General features: G+C 60.7%; 16 protein-coding genes and 1 pseudogene. 8 read left to right on the top strand and 9 right to left on the bottom strand.

The window, feature by feature from the left end:
• Nucleotides 1–49: 49 nt before the first annotated feature.
• A complete protein-coding gene (locus tag ACO07T_RS12340) occupies nucleotides 50–706 on the top strand; it encodes a TrmH family RNA methyltransferase (protein ID WP_422049665.1) in 657 nt (218 codons plus the stop codon).
• Here ACO07T_RS12340 and ACO07T_RS12335 read toward each other — a convergent pair.
• On the bottom strand, nucleotides 703–1,335 hold the full coding sequence (locus ACO07T_RS12335; RefSeq protein ID WP_422049664.1) for a DNA-3-methyladenine glycosylase family protein: 633 nt from the start codon (nucleotides 1,333–1,335) through the stop codon (nucleotides 703–705). The two genes, ACO07T_RS12340 and ACO07T_RS12335, sit on opposite strands and share 4 nt — an antisense overlap.
• 213 nt (nucleotides 1,336–1,548) lie before the next feature.
• Here ACO07T_RS12335 and ACO07T_RS12330 point away from each other — a divergent pair, with 213 nt between their 5' ends.
• Nucleotides 1,549–2,763: an MFS transporter gene (locus ACO07T_RS12330; RefSeq protein WP_422049663.1), complete on the top strand. Its 1,215-nt coding sequence runs from the start codon at nucleotides 1,549–1,551 to the stop codon at nucleotides 2,761–2,763.
• A 72-nt stretch (nucleotides 2,764–2,835) separates the two neighbouring features.
• On the opposite strand, the gene ACO07T_RS12325 is transcribed toward ACO07T_RS12330, so the two are convergent.
• The 3 genes from ACO07T_RS12325 to cysS all read right to left on the bottom strand — a co-directional run bounded on the left by ACO07T_RS12325 (nucleotide 2,836) and on the right by cysS (nucleotide 6,757).
• On the bottom strand, nucleotides 2,836–3,618 hold the full coding sequence (locus ACO07T_RS12325) for a squalene/phytoene synthase family protein (RefSeq protein ID WP_422049662.1): 783 nt from the start codon (nucleotides 3,616–3,618) through the stop codon (nucleotides 2,836–2,838).
• Between the two features lie 40 nt (nucleotides 3,619–3,658).
• Nucleotides 3,659–5,290: a citramalate synthase gene (cimA, locus tag ACO07T_RS12320; RefSeq protein WP_422049661.1), complete on the bottom strand. Its 1,632-nt coding sequence runs from the start codon at nucleotides 5,288–5,290 to the stop codon at nucleotides 3,659–3,661.
• Between the two features lie 78 nt (nucleotides 5,291–5,368).
• Entirely contained in the window at nucleotides 5,369–6,757 is a 1,389-nt protein-coding gene (gene cysS / locus ACO07T_RS12315; RefSeq protein ID WP_422049660.1) for a cysteine--tRNA ligase, read from the bottom strand.
• A gap of 241 nt (nucleotides 6,758–6,998) precedes the next feature.
• On the opposite strand from cysS, the gene ACO07T_RS12310 reads away from it, so the two are divergent.
• The gene (locus ACO07T_RS12310; protein ID WP_422049659.1) at nucleotides 6,999–7,346 is read left to right on the top strand and encodes an MmcQ/YjbR family DNA-binding protein; all 348 of its coding nucleotides are present in this window, start codon (nucleotides 6,999–7,001) and stop codon (nucleotides 7,344–7,346) included.
• Nucleotides 7,347–7,400: 54 nt separating this feature from the next.
• Here the strand turns inward: ACO07T_RS12310 and ACO07T_RS12305 are convergent, their stop codons facing one another.
• Both ACO07T_RS12305 and ACO07T_RS12300 read right to left on the bottom strand, forming a co-directional pair.
• Nucleotides 7,401–8,393 carry a DMT family transporter gene (locus ACO07T_RS12305; RefSeq protein WP_422049658.1) on the bottom strand — a complete coding sequence of 331 codons (993 nt, stop codon included), beginning with the start codon at nucleotides 8,391–8,393 and terminating at the stop codon, nucleotides 7,401–7,403.
• The gene (locus ACO07T_RS12300; protein WP_422049657.1) at nucleotides 8,386–8,760 is read right to left on the bottom strand and encodes a VOC family protein; all 375 of its coding nucleotides are present in this window, start codon (nucleotides 8,758–8,760) and stop codon (nucleotides 8,386–8,388) included. The genes ACO07T_RS12305 and ACO07T_RS12300 overlap by 8 nt, the downstream gene beginning before the upstream one ends.
• 97 nt (nucleotides 8,761–8,857) lie before the next feature.
• Here ACO07T_RS12300 and soxR point away from each other — a divergent pair, with 97 nt between their 5' ends.
• From soxR to ACO07T_RS12285, 3 genes and pseudogenes are all read left to right on the top strand, one after another.
• A complete protein-coding gene (soxR, locus tag ACO07T_RS12295) occupies nucleotides 8,858–9,337 on the top strand; it encodes a redox-sensitive transcriptional activator SoxR (protein WP_422049656.1) in 480 nt (159 codons plus the stop codon).
• 232 nt (nucleotides 9,338–9,569) lie between these two features.
• Nucleotides 9,570–10,757, top strand: coding sequence for a pyridoxal phosphate-dependent aminotransferase (locus ACO07T_RS12290; RefSeq protein ID WP_422049655.1), 1,188 nt, complete (start codon nucleotides 9,570–9,572; stop codon nucleotides 10,755–10,757).
• 265 nt (nucleotides 10,758–11,022) lie between these two features.
• Nucleotides 11,023–12,563: pseudogene (locus ACO07T_RS12285) on the top strand (trimethylamine methyltransferase family protein).
• A 127-nt stretch (nucleotides 12,564–12,690) separates the two neighbouring features.
• On the opposite strand, the gene lipA reads toward ACO07T_RS12285, so the two are convergent.
• The gene (lipA, locus tag ACO07T_RS12280) at nucleotides 12,691–13,641 is read right to left on the bottom strand and encodes a lipoyl synthase (RefSeq protein WP_422049654.1); all 951 of its coding nucleotides are present in this window, start codon (nucleotides 13,639–13,641) and stop codon (nucleotides 12,691–12,693) included.
• 219 nt (nucleotides 13,642–13,860) lie between these two features.
• Here lipA and ACO07T_RS12275 point away from each other — a divergent pair, with 219 nt between their 5' ends.
• Nucleotides 13,861–14,409 carry a peroxiredoxin gene (locus ACO07T_RS12275; protein ID WP_209060457.1) on the top strand — a complete coding sequence of 183 codons (549 nt, stop codon included), beginning with the start codon at nucleotides 13,861–13,863 and terminating at the stop codon, nucleotides 14,407–14,409.
• Nucleotides 14,410–14,499: 90 nt separating this feature from the next.
• Here ACO07T_RS12275 and ACO07T_RS12270 read toward each other — a convergent pair whose 3' ends face one another.
• On the bottom strand, nucleotides 14,500–15,582 hold the full coding sequence (locus tag ACO07T_RS12270; protein WP_422049653.1) for a DUF6456 domain-containing protein: 1,083 nt from the start codon (nucleotides 15,580–15,582) through the stop codon (nucleotides 14,500–14,502).
• Between the two features lie 241 nt (nucleotides 15,583–15,823).
• Between ACO07T_RS12270 and ACO07T_RS12265 the strand changes: the two genes are divergently transcribed.
• Nucleotides 15,824–16,114, top strand: coding sequence for a DUF6477 family protein (locus tag ACO07T_RS12265; RefSeq protein ID WP_209083542.1), 291 nt, complete (start codon nucleotides 15,824–15,826; stop codon nucleotides 16,112–16,114).
• A gap of 6 nt (nucleotides 16,115–16,120) precedes the next feature.
• On the opposite strand, the gene ACO07T_RS12260 is transcribed toward ACO07T_RS12265, so the two are convergent.
• A complete protein-coding gene (locus tag ACO07T_RS12260; RefSeq protein ID WP_422049652.1) occupies nucleotides 16,121–17,671 on the bottom strand; it encodes a trimethylamine methyltransferase family protein in 1,551 nt (516 codons plus the stop codon).
• Nucleotides 17,672–18,065: the final 394 nt, after the last annotated feature.

The following is an 18,065-nucleotide window of genomic DNA, read 5'->3' as shown; positions in this document are numbered from 1 at the left end:
TGTAGTCTTCACAGAGAATAGTTGCCGCGACAGAAAAGCGTTTCCCAAAATGACCCGAGACATCAAATCCGAAACAGCCAAAACCAAGGCCCGCCTGCGTGCAGACGAGGTCAAAGACTTTCGGTGCAAGAACCTTATTGCCGTGATCGAAAACCCTACCGACATTCGCAATATCGGCACGGTCATTCGCAACGTGAATGCAATGGGGGTCGAGAAGCTCTATATCGTCGACACTTTCAACGCCCTGCCTGAAAATTGGCAAGACATGCGGGAACAAAAAACACTCGCCAAATCTTCGGTCTCGGCCATCAAATGGACTTTCGCAAAACGCTTTTCCAGCACTGAAGAGTGTCTCAGCCATCTGGAAAAGAACGGTTTCACGTCAATTGCAACATCGCCTCACGTCAAAGACAAAAAGAGCCTTTATCTTCACGAAGGAGATTACACCTCCCCCCATAAACTGGCCGTCTGGTTCGGAAACGAAAGCCAAGGAATAAGCGACCTTGCGGTTAGCCGAAGCTCCATGTGCGTGGCCATTCCGATGTTTGGAATGATTGAGAGTCTGAATTTGGGAACGAGTTCGGGGATTGTGCTTTATGAAGTCACAAAACAAAGGCGTGCCTATCAAAGCAAGTACCGAAAGAAAAACAAAGGCGGTGCACGGGAGATACCGCTGCCGACGGAGTTGCCGCTCAAAGAGGTCTAACGCACGCCTTCCCTGCCCTTATCCACCCGGTAATACGCCCACAGCAGCCGCGCCGCCACGCTGCGCCACGGAGACCACGCCTCCGCCATCTCCCGCAGCGCCCGCTCCTTGGGACGTTCGGGCAGATCGAACAGCATCCGCGCGCTCTCCTGTAGCGCCAGATCACCGGGGGCAAACACATCTGCGCGGCCCAGCGAGAACATCGCGTAGATTTCCGCCGTCCAGATGCCAATGCCGCTCACTTTGGTCAGGGTCTTGAACACCATCTCATTTGGAGCCTCGCGCAGCGCGTCAAAATCGATGCCCTCTGCCGCCAAAGCCCGCGCATAACGCATCTTCTGGCGGCTAAGGCCCGCGGCCTTCAGATCCTCTTCGCTTGCAGCCATCACGGCCTCAGGCGTCACCAGCCCCGCCTCCTGCATCCGCCCCCAGATCGCCGCCGCCGAAGCCACGCTCACCTGTTGGCTGACAATCGCACTCAAGAGCTGGTCAAACCCATCCGGCCGCAGCCGCAGCGGCAAATCCCCGGTCAGCGCCAGCGCGCGCTCAAACCGCGCATCCTGCGTTGCAAGCCACGCGGCCCCTTCCGCCACACAGGCATCCGTTTTGATAATCCGACCCACGGCCATCGCCCGCCTCCCTCTTCTCGTCTTTAGCTTTAGGCGCACACCACGCGCCACTCAACTCCTGAAACCGCTGCCAGCCCGCCTACCCGGCACAGTAACATTCGCAACCCGTTTCCTGCGCAATCACACTTGCAGATAAACACATTCACATATCGTGATGCGTTAAAGATGTCGCAACGCTGGACCTGAGCTAGTGAACAAGCTAACGCTTGGCGCATGAGCACTGTAGTAGACGACACCCGCGCCCGCCGTACCGTATTCATTCTGGTTCTGGCACAGGCCTTCCTTGGCGCCCAGATGCCTATGATCTTCACCATTGGCGGCCTTGCGGGGCAATCGCTTGCCTCCAACCTCTGTTTCGCGACCCTGCCGATTTCGCTGATCGTTCTGGGCTCCATGCTCTCGGCCACTCCGATTTCCAACATCATGCAGAAATACGGTCGCCGCGTGGGCTTCCTGCTCGGCGCTCTCGGAGGCGCTCTGGGTGGCGCGATTGGCGCTTACGGGCTTTATCTCAGCTCCTTTCCGGTGTTCCTGCTGGGATCCTTTATGACCGGCATCTATATGTCCGCGCAGGGTTTTTACCGTTTTGCCGCTGCTGACACTGCCTCTGATGCCTTCCGCCCCAAAGCCATTTCCTATGTCATGGCAGGCGGCCTGCTCTCCGCGATTGTCGGCCCGCAACTGGTCAAAGTCACCTCCGATGCGATGATCGTGCCCTTCATGGGCACCTACTTCGGCGTGATTGCCCTCAATGTGGTCGGCTCACTGCTCTTTCTGTTCATCGACATCCCAACACCCGAAGCCCCGACCGAGGACGCTCCCAAAGGCCGCAGCCGCTGGGAGCTGATCACCACGCCCCGCATTGCGGTGGCCGTGATCTGCGCCATGGTCTCTTACGCGCTGATGAACCTCGTGATGACCTCCACGCCCCTCGCTGTGGTGGGCTGCGGCTTTGAACAGAACGACGCCGCCGATGTGGTCACCGCCCACGTGCTGGCGATGTTTGCGCCCTCTTTCTTCACCGGCCACCTGATCGCACGCTTCGGGGTTGAGAAAATCCTCGCCCTTGGCCTGCTGATCCTCGCCGGTGCCGGTGCCGTGGCGCTTCAGGGCGTGGAACTTGAGAACTTCTTCGTCGCGCTCATCCTGCTGGGCCTTGGCTGGAACTTCGGCTTCATCGGGGCCACCACCATGCTGGCAGGCGCACATGAGCCAAGCGAGCGCGGCCGTATGCAGGGCATGAACGACTTCATCGTCTTTGGCGGCGTGACCGTGGCCTCACTGGCCTCCGGCGGTCTGATGAACTGCTCCGGCGGCAGCGCTGTTGCTGGTTGGACCAGCGTCAACCTCGCGATGGCGCCTTTCCTGATGCTGGCCGGTGGCGCCTTGATCTGGCTGGTGCTGCGCCCACAGGAAGAGACCGCCTGAGCGTCCCATCTTCATTCTGCCAAAAATACTCAAAATCGACGTTGCGCCATCAGGCGCCGCGTCTGACTTGCCTCACCAGCGGCCCGACAGGGCGCGCCACATCAGGCCTGCACGTTTGCCAAATTCGCTCATGCCAAGCGCCCCTGCGGCCACCCGCTCGGGCTCTCGCACGGCCTGACGCAAGATCGCCTCTGCCTGCCATGCCGCCAAGAACGCCTGCCCCGCCGCCGCGCTCACGGCCCTCCGGCCTGCCCGCGCTCGTTTCAGCCGCACCAGACCTGTTTCCGCCAGCGCCGCCACGGCCTCCGGGCGTCCATCCACCAGCGGCACACGTTTGGCCTCTTCCAGCGCCGGGATCGCCTTGAGCCAATTGGCCAGCCCCAGCGCATAGCCGACGTCCTGCGCCACCTCTGGCGCACAGGTCCCAAGCGCCTGCGCCGCCACCTGCATCAACCCGCCAGAGGTCTGCTCCAGATAGCGCTCAAAATGCGCAGCATCCTCAAACGGATCGCGATAAATGTCCCAGCGCCGCGCCTCGATCAGCTGATCCAGCAGTGCTGCGCTCTCGCCATCGAGCACCAGCGCCAGAGGCGTGACCACCTCATGACGGCGCACCATCCCGCCCGCCTTGATTTCCTCCAAAGCGTCGCGCCACCATTGCAGGCGCATCTCCGCAATCATGCTCTCCTGCGTCACCCAGGGCGCGCGCGCCACCTCGACGTTAAACGCATAAATCGGCAAAAGCTTTTCCCGCGCCGCCGGTTTGGCCGCCATGGTTGCGGCAAACCGATCAGGGTCCGCCTTCTGCACCAATGCGGCGCAGGCGGCGATATCCTCTGCCGCATCAGGTGCCATCACCGGTGGCCCTCGGCGCTCAACAGCGCGCGCTGCCGCATCAGACCGCCACCCGCGTGCCGTCCTGCGCAAGCTTCCAGTTCAGCGCATCCAGAAGCGCGCCAAAGCTTGCATCCACAATGTTGGCAGAGACCCCCACCGTGGCCCAGCGCCGCCCTTTGTCATCCTCAAAGTCTATGATCACGCGGGTCACAGCCTCGGTGCCGCCATTGGTTATGCGCACCTTGAAGTCCACCAGACGCACATCATCAATGACACCCTGATACGGGCCAAGATCGGCCTTAAGCGCCTGCCACAGCGCGTTCACCGGGCCCTCGTCACTCAGATCATCGGCGTGATCGTTTTTGAAATAGCTGGTGGTCTTGGCGCCATTGGGCAGCTGCACGGTCACCACCGCTTCGCTTTCCACCACCGTCGCCCCGCGCGCATTGCGGCGGCGCTCAGAAATCACGCGGTAGCGCTCCACGTCAAAATAGCTCGTCCCCAACCCCAGTGCCTCCCGCGCCAGAAGCTCAAAGCTCGCCTGCGCGGTATCATAGCTGTAACCTTTGGCCTCGGCCTGTTTGATCCGGTTGAGAATGTCGCCCAGCGCCGGATCGCCCTTGGCCACATCCAGCCCCGCATCGCTCAGCCGTTTGCGCAGATTGCTCTGCCCCGCCTGATTGGACATGGGAATGATGCGCGCATTGCCGACCACAGCCGGATCAATATGCTCATAGGTGCTGGGATCTTTCAGGATCGCGCTGGCATGCAGCCCGGCCTTATGGGCAAAGGCACTGGCCCCCACATAGGCCGACTGCCGCATCGGCACGCGGTTGAGGATGTCATCGAGCATCCGACTGGTGCGCGTCAGCCCGGTCAAAGCCTCCTTGGACACACCAATCTCAAACTGGCTGGCATAAGGCTCTTTCAGCAGCAATGTCGGGATCAGCGTGGTCAGATTGGCGTTGCCACAGCGCTCGCCCAACCCGTTCAGTGTGCCTTGAATTTGCCGCGCACCCGCATCCACCGCTGCCAGCGAGTTGGCCACGGCGTGTTCGGTGTCATTATGGGTGTGGATGCCCAGATGATCGCCGGGAATACCCGCCGCAATCACCGCCTTGGTGATCTCGTAAACCTCACGCGGCAAGGCCCCGCCATTGGTGTCACACAACACCACCCAGCGCGCCCCCGCCTCGTAGGCCGCCTTCACCGCCTCAAGCGCATATTCCGGGTTGGCCTTATAGCCATCAAAGAAATGCTCCGCATCAAACAGCGCTTCCCGTCCCCGCGCCACCATATGGGCCATGGATTTGGCGATGTTCTCGGTGTTCTCTTCCAATGTGATGCCCAGCGCCTTGGTCACGTGGAAATCATGGCTCTTCCCGACCAGACAGACCGCCTCTGTGCCTGCGTTCAGCACACCCGCCAGCACATCGTCATTCTCCGCCGACATGCCCGCCCGTTTGGTCATGCCAAAGGCGGTGAAGGTCGCCTTGAGCTTGGGTTTGGTTTCAAAAAACGCGCTGTCGGTGGGGTTTGCCCCGGGCCAGCCGCCTTCGATGTAATCAATGCCCAGCACATCCAGCGCCGCCGCAATCTGCGCCTTTTCATCGGTCGAAAACTGCACACCCTGCGTCTGCTGCCCGTCCCGCAGCGTGGTGTCATAGAGATAGAGGCGTTCTTTCGTCATTGCTCGCTCCCGCTGGCCCGTCTTTTTCTTGGTATCAATAATCTCAGTCGGGCCGTTTGAGGCCCGACCTGCGCCCATTTAGAGGGCTTCCAGCTTGGCCGCATCAAAACCAGCAGCAGGCAACAATTCAACACCCGCCTTGCTCATGCGCACCTCGACACCGGCCTCTGTGAGCGCTGTCTTGATCCGGTCCACCTCGGCGAAATCCTTGGTCTCCATCGCCTTGGCCCGCGCCTCTGCCAGAAGTGTCTCATAGGCTGACAGATCAACACCTTCCGCCCAGGCGCCCATCTCTGCGGTCAACAGCCCAAGGAACTGCGCCCCCGCCAAGAGTTTGGCCGCATCACCAGCACTGGCAAACTGGTGCAAAGCCGCAATCGCGCCTGCGGTGTTTAGATCATCCGCCACAGGCTGCAGCACCTCGGCGGGAACCTCCGCAGCAGGCGCAACATCCGCCGTCAGCGTCCGCCACTTGCGCAAAGTCGCCTCTGCCTCCGCCGCCTTCTTGGCGGTCCAGTCCATCGGCTTGCCATAATGGGTCGACAGGAACACGAAACGGATCACCTCCCCCGGCACACCGGGGTTGCCGTCATGCCCATCCAGCAGATCGCGCACAGTGAAGAAGTTGCCAAGGCTCTTGGACATCTTCTTGCCCTCCACCTGCAGCATCTCATTGTGCAGCCAGTAATTCGCCATCGGCGCGCCCTTGTTGGCACAGCAGCTCTGGGCAATCTCATTCTCATGGTGCGGGAACATCAGATCATTGCCGCCCCCGTGAATGTCAAAAGACGCCCCCAGAATTTCATAAGACATGGCAGAGCACTCAATGTGCCAGCCCGGACGCCCAAGGCCCCAAGGGCTGTCCCACCCGGGCAGATCTGCGCTGGAAGGCTTCCAGAGCACAAAATCCATAGGATCTTCTTTGTAGCTCGCCACCTCAACCCGCGCGCCTGCGATCATATCATCCACCGAGCGGCCCGAAAGCTTGCCGTAATCGTCATACTTGCGCACCCGAAACAGCACATGTCCGTCATGGGCATAGGCAAAGCCATCCGCGATCAGCTTTTCAATCATGGTGATCATCTGATCGATATACTGCGTGGCGCGCGGCATTTCGTTGGGCTCCATCGCCCCCAGAGCGCCCATATCATCGAGATACCATTGCGTGGTCTCCGCAGTGATCTCGCCAATCGCCCGCCCGCTTTCGGCTGCCCGTGCGTTGATCTTGTCATCCACGTCGGTGAAATTGCGCACATAGGTCACCGCCTCTGGGCCATAGACCTCCCGCAGCAGGCGATAGAGCACATCAAACACCACCACAGGCCGCGCATTGCCGATATGGGCGCGATCATAGACCGTCGGCCCACAGACATACATCCGCACATCATCCGCTTTGATTGGCGTAAAAATCTCTTTCTTACGGCTCAGAGTGTTGTGCAGCGTGATCTCGGTTCGGATCTCAGTCATAAGTGGCTCCTCAGCACACGGGTTTCGCGTGGCGGGCTTACCAACTCTCTCTCATTTTTGAAATAGAAGACCGGCCCGCGTGACGATGTCAGCAGGTAATGCAGCAGCAAATAATGATGGTGCGTGCGGTTTTCATGGGGGCGACCCTAGGCGGCGCGCCCCCGACCGTCAAGAGACCTCTGCCCTCAAGAGCGCTCTAATCTCTGTTGACCCACTGCCGTCCTCCGCCCAAACTCAGCGCATGAGCCGAGACACCGTCAACACCATCTGCGCTGCCCTTCCGGGCGCTGAGCTGTCTGATCCCTTTGGCGGCGGGCATGATGCGTGGAAAGTGGGTGGCAAGATGTTTGCCTGTATCGGCAGTCAGAACACCGGCGTGTCCGTGAAAACCGACAGCATCGAAACCGCGCAAATGCTGATGGATGCCGGTATCGGTGTAAAAGCGCCCTATTTCCACCGCAGCTGGATTCACCTGCCGCTGGAGGCTGATCCCGAAGAGCTCCGCCACCGCATTCTGGTGTCCTATGACATCGTGCGCAGCGGCCTGACCAAGAAACTGCAAGCAAGCCTGCCCGCGCGCCGCTCATAGGCGCGAAACAGCCCGGAGCGCAGCGCCCCGGACCATCTCCGTTTTAATGCGATATTACAGCACCTTAATACGCGGAGCGGATGTCTCACTCACTGGCGCGGCACAGGCTCCAAGCCGCGCGCGGGTCCGCCGGCCAAGCGGCATCGGCACCGAAATACCCAACGGCCGATCCCTCTGCGCCAGCACCGTGAGTGCGATACCCACCGCCGTGATCCCTGCGCCAATCCAGCTCACCGGCCCGTAGCGCTCGCCCAGCAAGAGCACACCAATCACCAGCCCCACAGCCGCCGCCACATAGCCGATCTGGCTCAACAACACCGGTCCACCCAGCTTTTGAAGTCGGAAATAGGCCGGAAAGGTCAGCGCCGCTGCAACCACCTGAAATGTCGCGGCCCAAGGCACCGCAGAGATGCTCCCAATGTCCACGCCATCACTATGCCAGATCATCACCGCCAACAGCGCTACAATCGCCACCCCATGGCTCCAGAACGCCAACGCCATCGGATGTGCCCCCTCAGGCCAATCCAGCGTGCGATAGACATTACCCGCCGCCAAAATCAGGGGAATCGCCAGCCCGGCAAGCGACCACCAAAGCGTGCCTTCCACGCCGCCGCGCCCAAAGGCCACCAACAGCGCCCCGATCAGACCAAATCCGATGCCCCACAGCCCCAGCCGCCCCGGCGCCTTCATGCCAAACAGCACAGACAGCGCCAGCGTGGCCACTGGAGAGAGGGCAAACATCATCCCGACCTGCCCCGCACCAAGCTTGGGCACCAGGCCAAAGATCATCAGATTGATCCCGGCAAAACTCACCAGTCCCGAGATCACCACATAGCGCAGCATCCGCCCCTTGGGCCACGACAGCTGCCCCCGCACACCCAGCACCGGCAACAGGCTGAGGCTCGCGCCCATCGACACCAGCAAGGCCCAGACCATCGGCGACACACCCGCAGCAAAGGAAATCTTGCTCAGCGGAAAGCCAACGCCCAACAGCGCGCCACACCACAACAACAGCCCCACCGGGCCCACTCCGCGTGTATCAGGCATAGCTCACCACCTCATATTCAATCTCATCCGGCCCATCGAAATAAAACCGCTTTCCCGGCTCGTAATCGGCGTGGTTGACCGGCTCAAATCCTGCCGCCTTCACCCGCGCCTCTATCAGGTCGAGATCGCGCACCACGATCCCGACATGGTTCAGCCCACCCGCCCGGTAATAGCTGCTTTCCGCGTTCTGAATGTCCACAGGCGGCGCGTAGAGCGCGAGATAGCTTTCCGCCTCCCCGACATGCACGCTGTAGCCCCCATGAATGGACTCCCCTTCCCAGCGCACAGTCCAGTCAAACACATCACACAGGATCGCCGCGGTCGCCTTCGGGTCACGCACTGTCAGGTTCACATGCTCAAGTTTCATCTCTCTGGTCCTTCCTCAAAATCATCGATGGACACAGGCTAATTCTTCAAGTTAACTTGAACTCAAGAAGTTTTTTTCATTTAAAAACAATGATCCAATGAAAACACCGCGCCCCGTTCGCCTCCGTCCCACCGGTTTGACCATCGGTCAAATCGCCGAGCGCACCGGCCTCGCTCCCTCTGCCATCCGCTTCTATGAGGAGCAGGGCATCGTCTTTCCCCACCGCACAGAGAGTGGCCAGCGTCGCTATGAGCGCGCCGACATCCGGCGCCTCTCCTTTGTGATGATCTCCCAATCGCTAGGCTTTTCGATCTCCGAAATCCGCACCGCCCTCGCGAAACTGCCGGAAAACCGTACGCCTACCAAAGCCGACTGGCAGGCCATTTCCGAACAGTTCCGCCGCGCGCTGGATGACCGCATTGCCCAGATGACCGCCCTACGCGACCGGCTGGACGGCTGCATCGGCTGCGGCTGCCTCAGCCTGTCAAATTGCAAACTCTACAACCCCGAAGACCGCGCCCGCACCCGCGGCACCGGCCCGCGCTACCTGATGGGCGACACCCCATCGGACCTCTAGCGCCAGCCTTTCTCATTCCCCCAATATCCCGGGGTAGCCACATCATAGATGTGGCAGGGGCAGCGCCCCTTCCAACCAGTGCCCCAATCCGCACCTGCTGAAGTTCCACCGCCGCATATCGCCGCAACCCCGGGTCACTGAGTTCTGAAATGCCCCCCATCACCACATTGAATTTGACTTCCCGCCCATCCATCAGCCACCACAGGCGCAACAACGACTTGGGGAGCGCGACATGAAACTATCGGAACGTCTGACAGGCATCACCGGCGGCGGATCTGACGGTTGGGATGTGTTTTACAAAGCCCGCCGCATGGTGGCTGAGGGCGTAAATGTCACCGAGCTCACCATCGGTGAACATGACATCCGCACCGCCCCGATTATCCTCTCTGCTATGGATCAATCCGCGCGTTGCGGCCACACCGGCTATGCCATGGTGCCCGGCACCCAGGAGCTGCGCGAGGCCGTGGCGGCCCGTCTGACCGAGCGCACCGGCGTGCCCACCACCTACAAAAACATCCTGATCACACCGGGCGGCCAGTCTGCGCTCTTTGCCGCCCACACCGCGGCCTGCAACACCGGAGACCGCGCCCTCTTTGTGGATCCCTATTATGCCACCTACCCCGGCACCATCCGCGGCGTCGGTGCGGTGCCGGTGCCAATCCGCACCCACGCGGACAACGCCTTCAAACCCCGCCCCGAGGAGATCGCTGCCGAGGCTGCCAAAGGGGCGGCGTCCCTGCTGATCAACACCCCGAACAACCCCACCGGCACCGTCTACGGCCGCGACACGCTGGAAGGCATCGCAGAGGTCTGCATCGCCCATGACCTCTGGCTGATTTCAGATGAGGTTTATGACACGCAGGTCTGGGAAGGCGATCATATCAGCCCCCGCGCCCTGCCCGGCATGGCCGAGCGCACGCTGGTGGTCGGCTCCATGTCCAAGAGCCACGCCATGACCGGCAGCCGCATCGGCTGGATCGTCGGCCCGGAAAAGGCCATCACCCATCTGATCAATCTTGCAACCCACACCACCTACGGTGTGCCCGGCTTCATTCAGGACGCCGCCGTCTTCGCTCTGGCCCAGGGTGCGCCTTTGGAAGAAGAGGTCTCCGCCCCTTTCAAACGCCGCCGCGAATTGGCCAAAGCCATTCTTAGCGAGCAAAACACAGTGGGTCTGATCCCCGCTCAAGGTGCGATGTATATCATGCTGGACGTGCGCGCGACGGGCCTGTCCGGCGAAGAATTTGCCAACTCGCTGCTAGACACCCACCACATCGCGACCATGCCCGGCGAGAGCTTTGGCCAATCCGCCCACGGCCATATCCGCGTGGCCATGACCGTAACAGATACGCGCTTTGAAGCGGCGCTGCGCACCCTCGTGGCTCATGCCGAAAAGCTGTCAGAGCAGGTCCCCGCATAGGGAACGTGCCTCCGGTACCGCGCTGAAATCCGGGCTAAATCCATTGTGAAACGCCTGTTCGCGACAGACGCTTTTGGACGGGACGCGACGATCTTGGCCAAGGACATACTGCCTCCTATTGGGAGGAGCCATTGCAAGGCGTGCGCAGCAAAATCAAACTGGTCAGCCGCACCATCGGGGCCGAACGCGGCCGCGCGGCACGGGGTCGCCCGTAAGACGTTGTCAGAAAACACTTTCTCACAACACTTACAGGACAGACCCACACATGAATGCACCATCTCCCCGCCGGTCCGGCGGTCGCGCCGCCCGTCGCGCTTCCCGCGCAGCTCCGCTGACACAAGACATCCGTCCCATCCGCCCCGGTATGGAAGGCGGCCAGTACAAACCACTCTCTGAGCGCGACATGCAGCGCATCCACGAGACCGCGCTGGATGCACTTGAGCAGATCGGCCTCGCCGATGCCCCGCAAAGTCGGCATCGACATCATGACCGCCGCAGGCGCGATTTTGGGCGAGGACGGCCGCCTGCGCTTCCCCCGCGCCTTGGTCGAAGACATGCTCGGCAAAGGCCTGTAAAGACATCTCTTTGCGCGGCCGCGACCCGCAATATGATCTCCAGCTTTCCGGCAACCGCGTGCATTTTGGCACCGCCGGTGCCGCCGTGCATATGGTCGATATTGACGGCAAAGAGTACCGCGACAGCACCCTGCAGGACCTGCACGACGCCGCCCGCATCGCCGATCAGCTGGAAAACATCCACTTCCTGCAACGCCCCATGGTGGCGCGTGACGTGACCGACAACCGCGAGCTGGATTACAACACCATCTACGCCTGCTGTGCGGGCACCAAGAAACACATCGGTGTCAACTTTACCGAGCCGGACTATGTCGCCGACGCGCTGGAGCTTCTGCACATGATCGCAGGTGGCGAAGACGCCTGGCGCGCGCGCCCCTTTGTCAGCAACACCAACTGCTTTGTGGTGCCGCCGATGAAGTTCGCCACCGAAAGCTGCGAGGTCATGGAAGCCTGCATTCGCGGCGGCATGCCGGTGCTGCTGCTCTCTGCCGGCATGGCAGGGGCCACCGCGCCTTCAACGGTTGCCGGCGCAATTGTGCAAGCCACGGCGGAATGTCTGGCGGGCATCGTCTATGTGAACGCCCTCGCCCCCGGCCACCCAGCCATCTTTGGCACATGGCCCTTTGGCCTTGATCTGCGCAGCGGCGCCATGACGGTTGGCTCCGGCGAGCAGGCCCTGCTCTCAGCAGGCTGCGCTCAGATGCACAAATTCTACGGCCTGCCCGGCGGCGCGGCGGCCGGGGCCAGCGATTCCAAACTGCCGGACATGCAGGCGGGCTGGGAACAGATGTGCTCCAATGTCATGGCCGGTCTCTCCGGCCTCAATATGGTCTATGAGGCGGCGGGCATGCACGCCTCGCTTTTGGGTTTCTGCCATGAAAGCCTGATCCTGGGCGATGATCTCATCGGTCAGGCCCTGCGCTGTGTGCGGGGCATTGAGGTCGATGAGGAAACCCTCGCGCTGGAGCAAATCCGCGAAGTCTGCCTTGGCGGGCCCGGCCATTATCTGGGCACAGACGCCACCCTGTCGCGCATGCAGAAAGACCATGTGTATCCGACTTTTGGCGACCGGACCTCACCCAAAGAATGGGCTGAGGTGGGCAAACCGGACCTGATAGAAACCGCCCGTAAGCGCAAAGAGGAAATTCTCGCCACCACCGCTTCCGCACGGTTTGACCCGGAGCTGGATCAGGCCATCCGCGCCCGCTTCAACATCCACCTCCCGCAATAACACCTTCGACAACAACAAAAGGCGCCCGATTGATCGCGGCGCCTTTCCTCTTGCCCTAAATATCCTTGGGGGAATCGCGGCTCTGACGCGATGGGGGCAAAGCCCCCTCTCCCTTGCTTACCAGCGTTCAGCCTTTGGCCAGCTGCGCCTCACGCGCATCGCGCAGGCGGGCAAAATCATCCCCCGCGTGGTAAGACGAGCGAGTCAGCGGCGTGGCCGAAACCATCAGGAAGCCTTTGCCATAAGCGGCTTTCTCATAGCTCGCAAACTCCTCAGGCGTCACAAAGCGGTCCACACCGTGGTGCTTGGGCGTTGGCTGCAGATACTGGCCAATGGTCAGGAAATCGACATCCGCGGCGCGCATGTCATCCATCACCTGTTTGACCTCAGGCTCCTTCTCCCCCAGCCCGACCATGATGCCGGATTTGGTGAAGATCGACGGATCGAACTCTTTCACCCGCTGCAACAGGCGCAGGGAGTGGAAATAACGCGCGCCCGGACGCACCTCCAGATAGAGCCCCGGAACGGTTTCCAGATTGTGGTTGAACACGTCAGGCTTGGCTTCCACGACGGTTTCCAACGCGCCCGGCTTGGCTTTCAGGAAGTCCGGCGTCAGAATTTCAATGGTGGTCTTGGGCGAGCGATGCCGCACCGCGCGGATGGTCTGGGCAAAATGCTCCGCCCCGCCGTCATCCAGATCATCGCGGTCCACCGAGGTGATCACCACGTGGTTCAGCCCCAGCTTCTGCACCGCCATGGCCACACGGCCCGGCTCAAAAGCATCCAGCCCGTCAGGCTTGCCGGTCGCAATGTTGCAGAAGGTACAGCCGCGGGTACAGATCTCGCCCATGATCATCATGGTGGCGTGGCCCTGGCTCCAACATTCCCCGGCATTCGGGCAACCCGCTTCCTCACACACGGTGACAAGCTTGTTCTCCCGCATGATCTTCTTGGTCGCGTTATAGCCTTCGCCGGTTGGCGCCTTCACACGAATCCACTTGGGCTTTTTGGGCTGAGCATTGTCCTTGCGGTGCGCCTTCTCAGGGTGGCGCTGCTCTGGCAGCTTCAGATCACGCAATTCTGGGTCCTCCCGACCGTCTGGGTTTGCAGAATGTAACATACGTCAATCTGGCAGCCACTACCAGAAGTGCATGACAGCTATGCATTTGACGCCGGAATACACAACTATTTGGTTAATTTCGGAGAACAATAGACTCTTACGCAACTGCAGCATTGCACCCCAATTTGGAATCATTATAGATCACGGAAAATCAAACTTCTGTTAAGGAAAACAACGATGCAAGTTGGCGTAAAAGTCCCCAATGTTGTCTTTAAAACCCGCGTGCGTGACGAAGCCGTAGGTGGCCCAAACCCGTTCCGCTGGCAGGACATGTCCAGCGATGACTACTTCAAAGGCAAGCGCGTCATCCTGTTCTCCCTTCCCGGTGCGTTCACCCCGACCTGCTCCACCTACCAACTGCCTGGTTTTGAAGAGAACTTCGCCAAATTCCAGGAACTCGGCATCGACAACATCTACTGCATGTCCGTCAACGACAGCTTTGTGATGAACAAATGGGCCGAAGCTCAGGGCGTGAAAAACGTCGACGTGATCCCTGACGGTTCCGGCGAATTCACCCGCAAAGTTGGCATGCTGGTGCGCAAAGACAACCTCGGCTTCGGCCTGCGCTCCTGGCGCTACGCTGCCATCATCAACAACGGTGTTGTTGAAGCATGGTTTGAAGAGCCAGGTCTCGAAGACAACCACGGCGAAGACCCGTATGGCGAGAGCGCCCCGGAAAACCTGCTGAAGTATCTGGAAGCAGCCAACGTGGAAACTGCCGCGTAAACGCTTTGCCAGAGGCAAATCAGAGGGTCGGTGCCAGGCGCGCCGACCCTTTTCTTTTGCCGCTCTCTTGCCGCGCCTCTCCCCGACCAGCTAGCCGATGTAGTCGCCCGCGCCGCCTTTGTGGGCCTGATAGAAATCCCTGAGCCGCATCAGGGCAATCCGCAACACAATCTTGCCGGATCGGGCCGACCAGCCCAATCGCTTCTCCGCAGCCTCCAACCCTTCCAGATAACAGCAGCAGCGCAGCGCGATATCGCCCAGCCCGACACCCAAATCCCCCAGCGCCTCCACCACACGCTGGCGCGCGATCTCTGATCCGTGCCCCGCATCCCCGTCCGGCTGATAGCTGGCCCCTCTCGGCCCGCTCAAAAACCGTTCCCAATTCTGCCCCGCCCGTGGCCCCATCTGCGCCAGTTCAAAATCCTCCCGCAGCCGCTCCCCAGCCGCCACCAGATCCTCGCTTAAAAACCGCGCCCCGTCCTTGCCGCGCCGCCGCGCCAGCGCGGTCAGCGGGCTTTCCGTGAGGTTGAACCGCACCTGCCGCGCCCGCCCGCCATGGTGAATGCGCCGTGATCCAAACCGCGACAGACCGCCCTCAAAGGCGCTCTGCGCCTCTAAAAACCCCTGTGCCGAGTTTTCTGCTTCGGCCAGCATCTCCCGAAGAGCCGCCCGCCCAGCTGGAGTGATGGCATAGCGCGATATGCGCCCAACCTGCGTGGCGCAGATCCAGTCTTTCAGCGCCATGGCCTGCGCGATCTGGCGCGTGACAACCGCCGTGCGCGTGCCCCCGTCACGCACCACCACAGCGTTCTCCATGTCACTGGCCACCGCCAGCACCGCTCCGGTTTCACACAACCGCCGCAGCACCCGCATCCCTTCGCGCCGCAGAACCGCCTCCTCAGGCAGATCCTGCCCATCTGCATCCGCTGCCAGCAAGGGCGAGGCGATCCCGCTTTTCTGATCGTCACGCAGCCGCGCCAAGGCCGCGTCCACCAGCGGATCCTCCCGCATGGTCTCCAGTTTGCGGATCTGCCGCAGCACGGTGGACGCATGGCAGCCATCCCGCCGTGCCAGCGCCCGAATAGAGACCCCCTGTTCCGTATGCGCCACATAGCGCGCCACACTGTTGGGCACCCAATCCGGAAATTCGGGGATCAATTGATCTTTCGGCATTCTTCCTCTCCTTACCAAGTCACTTACGTCACACTGCCTGCCGTTGTTATCCACGGCCTTATCCAACAGTTTTACACAGCCTGAGTACGCCGTGCAGGTCGCACTGGACGACCGTCCCTTGGCTAGGATTGTTTCCAAATCGTGAACGACAACATGCGCGCCCGCACGCTGTTTCCCAACACGCGCAACACTCGAAAAGGGTGTGATCTGCTGCCGTCGTTCACAGAGAAAGGTTGATTCTATGCAGGATGTTTTACGCCGGCTGTCAGAGCTGCGCCGCCCACGTCTTTTGATCCGTGCCGCACGGGCCGGATGCACAGAATACGTGCGAGACCAACATCTTAGACGATTGTTTGGAAGTGGGGAGCATCCGCGTCACAGCGAGGCTCTGACCCGCCTGATCGCGCTGGAAAGCGCCCTGAATGAAGCCAGGAAAACCGGCGCCGCGTCCTATTCCCTGATCGAGCATGTCGACCTGCTGATCGCCATGATGGGGGAGGCCCAGCTGTTGCAGGCCTCCCGCCAAAATTAACACATCTTAGACAAAAGCGTCCGGCATGGAGGCTTTCTTCTCGGCCACATAGGCGCGCAGCTTGGCTTCGATCTCTGGATCAAGCGCCGGTTGCTGATAGGCCGCCAGCAGCTCTTCCACACGTGCCGAGGCCAGCGCTTGGGTGTCGCGCGACCCTTCATCCGCCCAGGTTTCAAACGGCTTGTAGTCCAGCAGTTCAGAGCGCCAGAAAGCGGTTTTGAAGTTTGCCTGCGTGTGGGCACAGCCAAGATAGTGACCACCCGGCCCCACTTCGCGCACCGCGTCCATGGCTTGGGCGTTCTCGTCATAAGCCACGCCTTCAGCCATCTTGTGCAGGGTGCCGAGCTGGTCTGCGTCCATCACGAACTTCTCAAAGCTCGACACCAGACCACCTTCCAGCCAGCCACAGCTGTGCAGCATGAAGTTCACACCACCGGTCAGCGCCGCATTGTGGGTGTGTGCGGTCTCATATGCCGCCTGCGCGTCAGGCAGTTTGGAGCCACAGAGACCACCACCGGAGCGGAACGGCAGACCCAGACGACGGGCAAGCTGGCCCGCGCCAGAGAGGATCTGGCTGGCTTCAGGCGTACCAAAGGTCGGCGCACCGGAGTTCATGTCGATCGAGGTCACGAAGGCCCCAAAGATCACCGGCGCCCCTTTGCGGATCAGCTGGCTGAACGCGATACCGGCCATCACTTCGGCCAGAACCTGCGTCAGCGTGCCAACCACGCTTACAGGTGCCATCGCACCACCCACGATGAACGGCGAAATGATGCAGGCCTGGTTGTTCTTTGCGTAAACTTCCAGCGCGCCCATCATGATGTCGTCAAACGTCATCGGGGAGTTGATGTTGATGAGCGAGGTCATCACGGTGTTTTCCTGCACGAATTCCTTACCAAAGAGGATTTCGCACATTTCAACGCTGTCCTGCGCCCGGCTTGGCTCGGTCACAGAGCCCATGAACGGCTTGTCGCTCAGGGTCATATGCGCCAGTAGCATGTCGAGGTGACGCTTGTTCACCGCCACATCGGTCGGCTCACATACGGTGCCGCCGGAGTGGTGCAGCCACTTGGACATATAGCCCAGCTTCACGAATTTCTCAAAATCCGCCATGGTTGCATAGCGACGGCCACCTTCTGCGTCACGCACGAAGGGAGGGCCGTAAACTGGCGCACACACCAGCGTGTTGCCACCGATTTCAACATTACGCTCAGGGTTACGGGCGTGCTGGGTGATGCGGGACGGCGCAGTCTTGCACAGCTCGCGCGCCATGCCGCGTGGAATGCGCACGCGCTCGGCGTCGTAATCCACATCCGCGCCTGCTTCTTTCCAGATGTCCAGCGCCGCTTTGTTGTTCACAAAGTTAACGCCCACTTCTTCCAGAAGGATGTCAGCATTGGTTTCAATGATCTGAAGCGCTTCTTCATTCAGCACTTCAAACAGCGGAATATTGCGCTCAATGAACTTTGCGGTTTCGATTTTTACGCCGGTACGCTCTGCGCGCCGTGCGGCTCCGCCGCCCCCACGTCCACGCCGCCGTGTCGCTGCTTCTGCCATGTCTCATCCTCACAGGCTTTTGGTCTGTCTCCATTTTTGTAGCCCGTGCCCGCCCCCACAAGCGGCTGATTAACGGCCTTTGACGCAAAAATGCGACATGATGCCCCGAATTTGCCCACTCGTTCCACGGTGCAAGCCGAACAACTCAACAGAGCCTGAGCTCTATTGACACAAGCCAACCCAAACCGGTGCGTGTCAGTTTTCTCCGCTGACAAGCTGATGGAACCGTATCGATCTGGTTGGCCATGAGGGCAAATCATGATCCGTCAGAAGCAAGATCGGTAACGCCTGAAGTCATTCACATAGGCCAGCCCCCGGCCCTGGGTGGGGGTGAAGCCCCCTCCCGTGGGGAGGGTCGGGGGCTGGTCGGCTGCGCCTCCTCAAGAATGATTGA

The sequence above is a fragment of the Shimia sp. genome, assembly GCF_965227725.1.
Classification (GTDB): domain Bacteria; phylum Pseudomonadota; class Alphaproteobacteria; order Rhodobacterales; family Rhodobacteraceae; genus Shimia.
The sequence above is the reverse complement of the archived record's forward strand: the minus strand, read 5'-3'. Positions and strand labels throughout refer to the sequence as shown.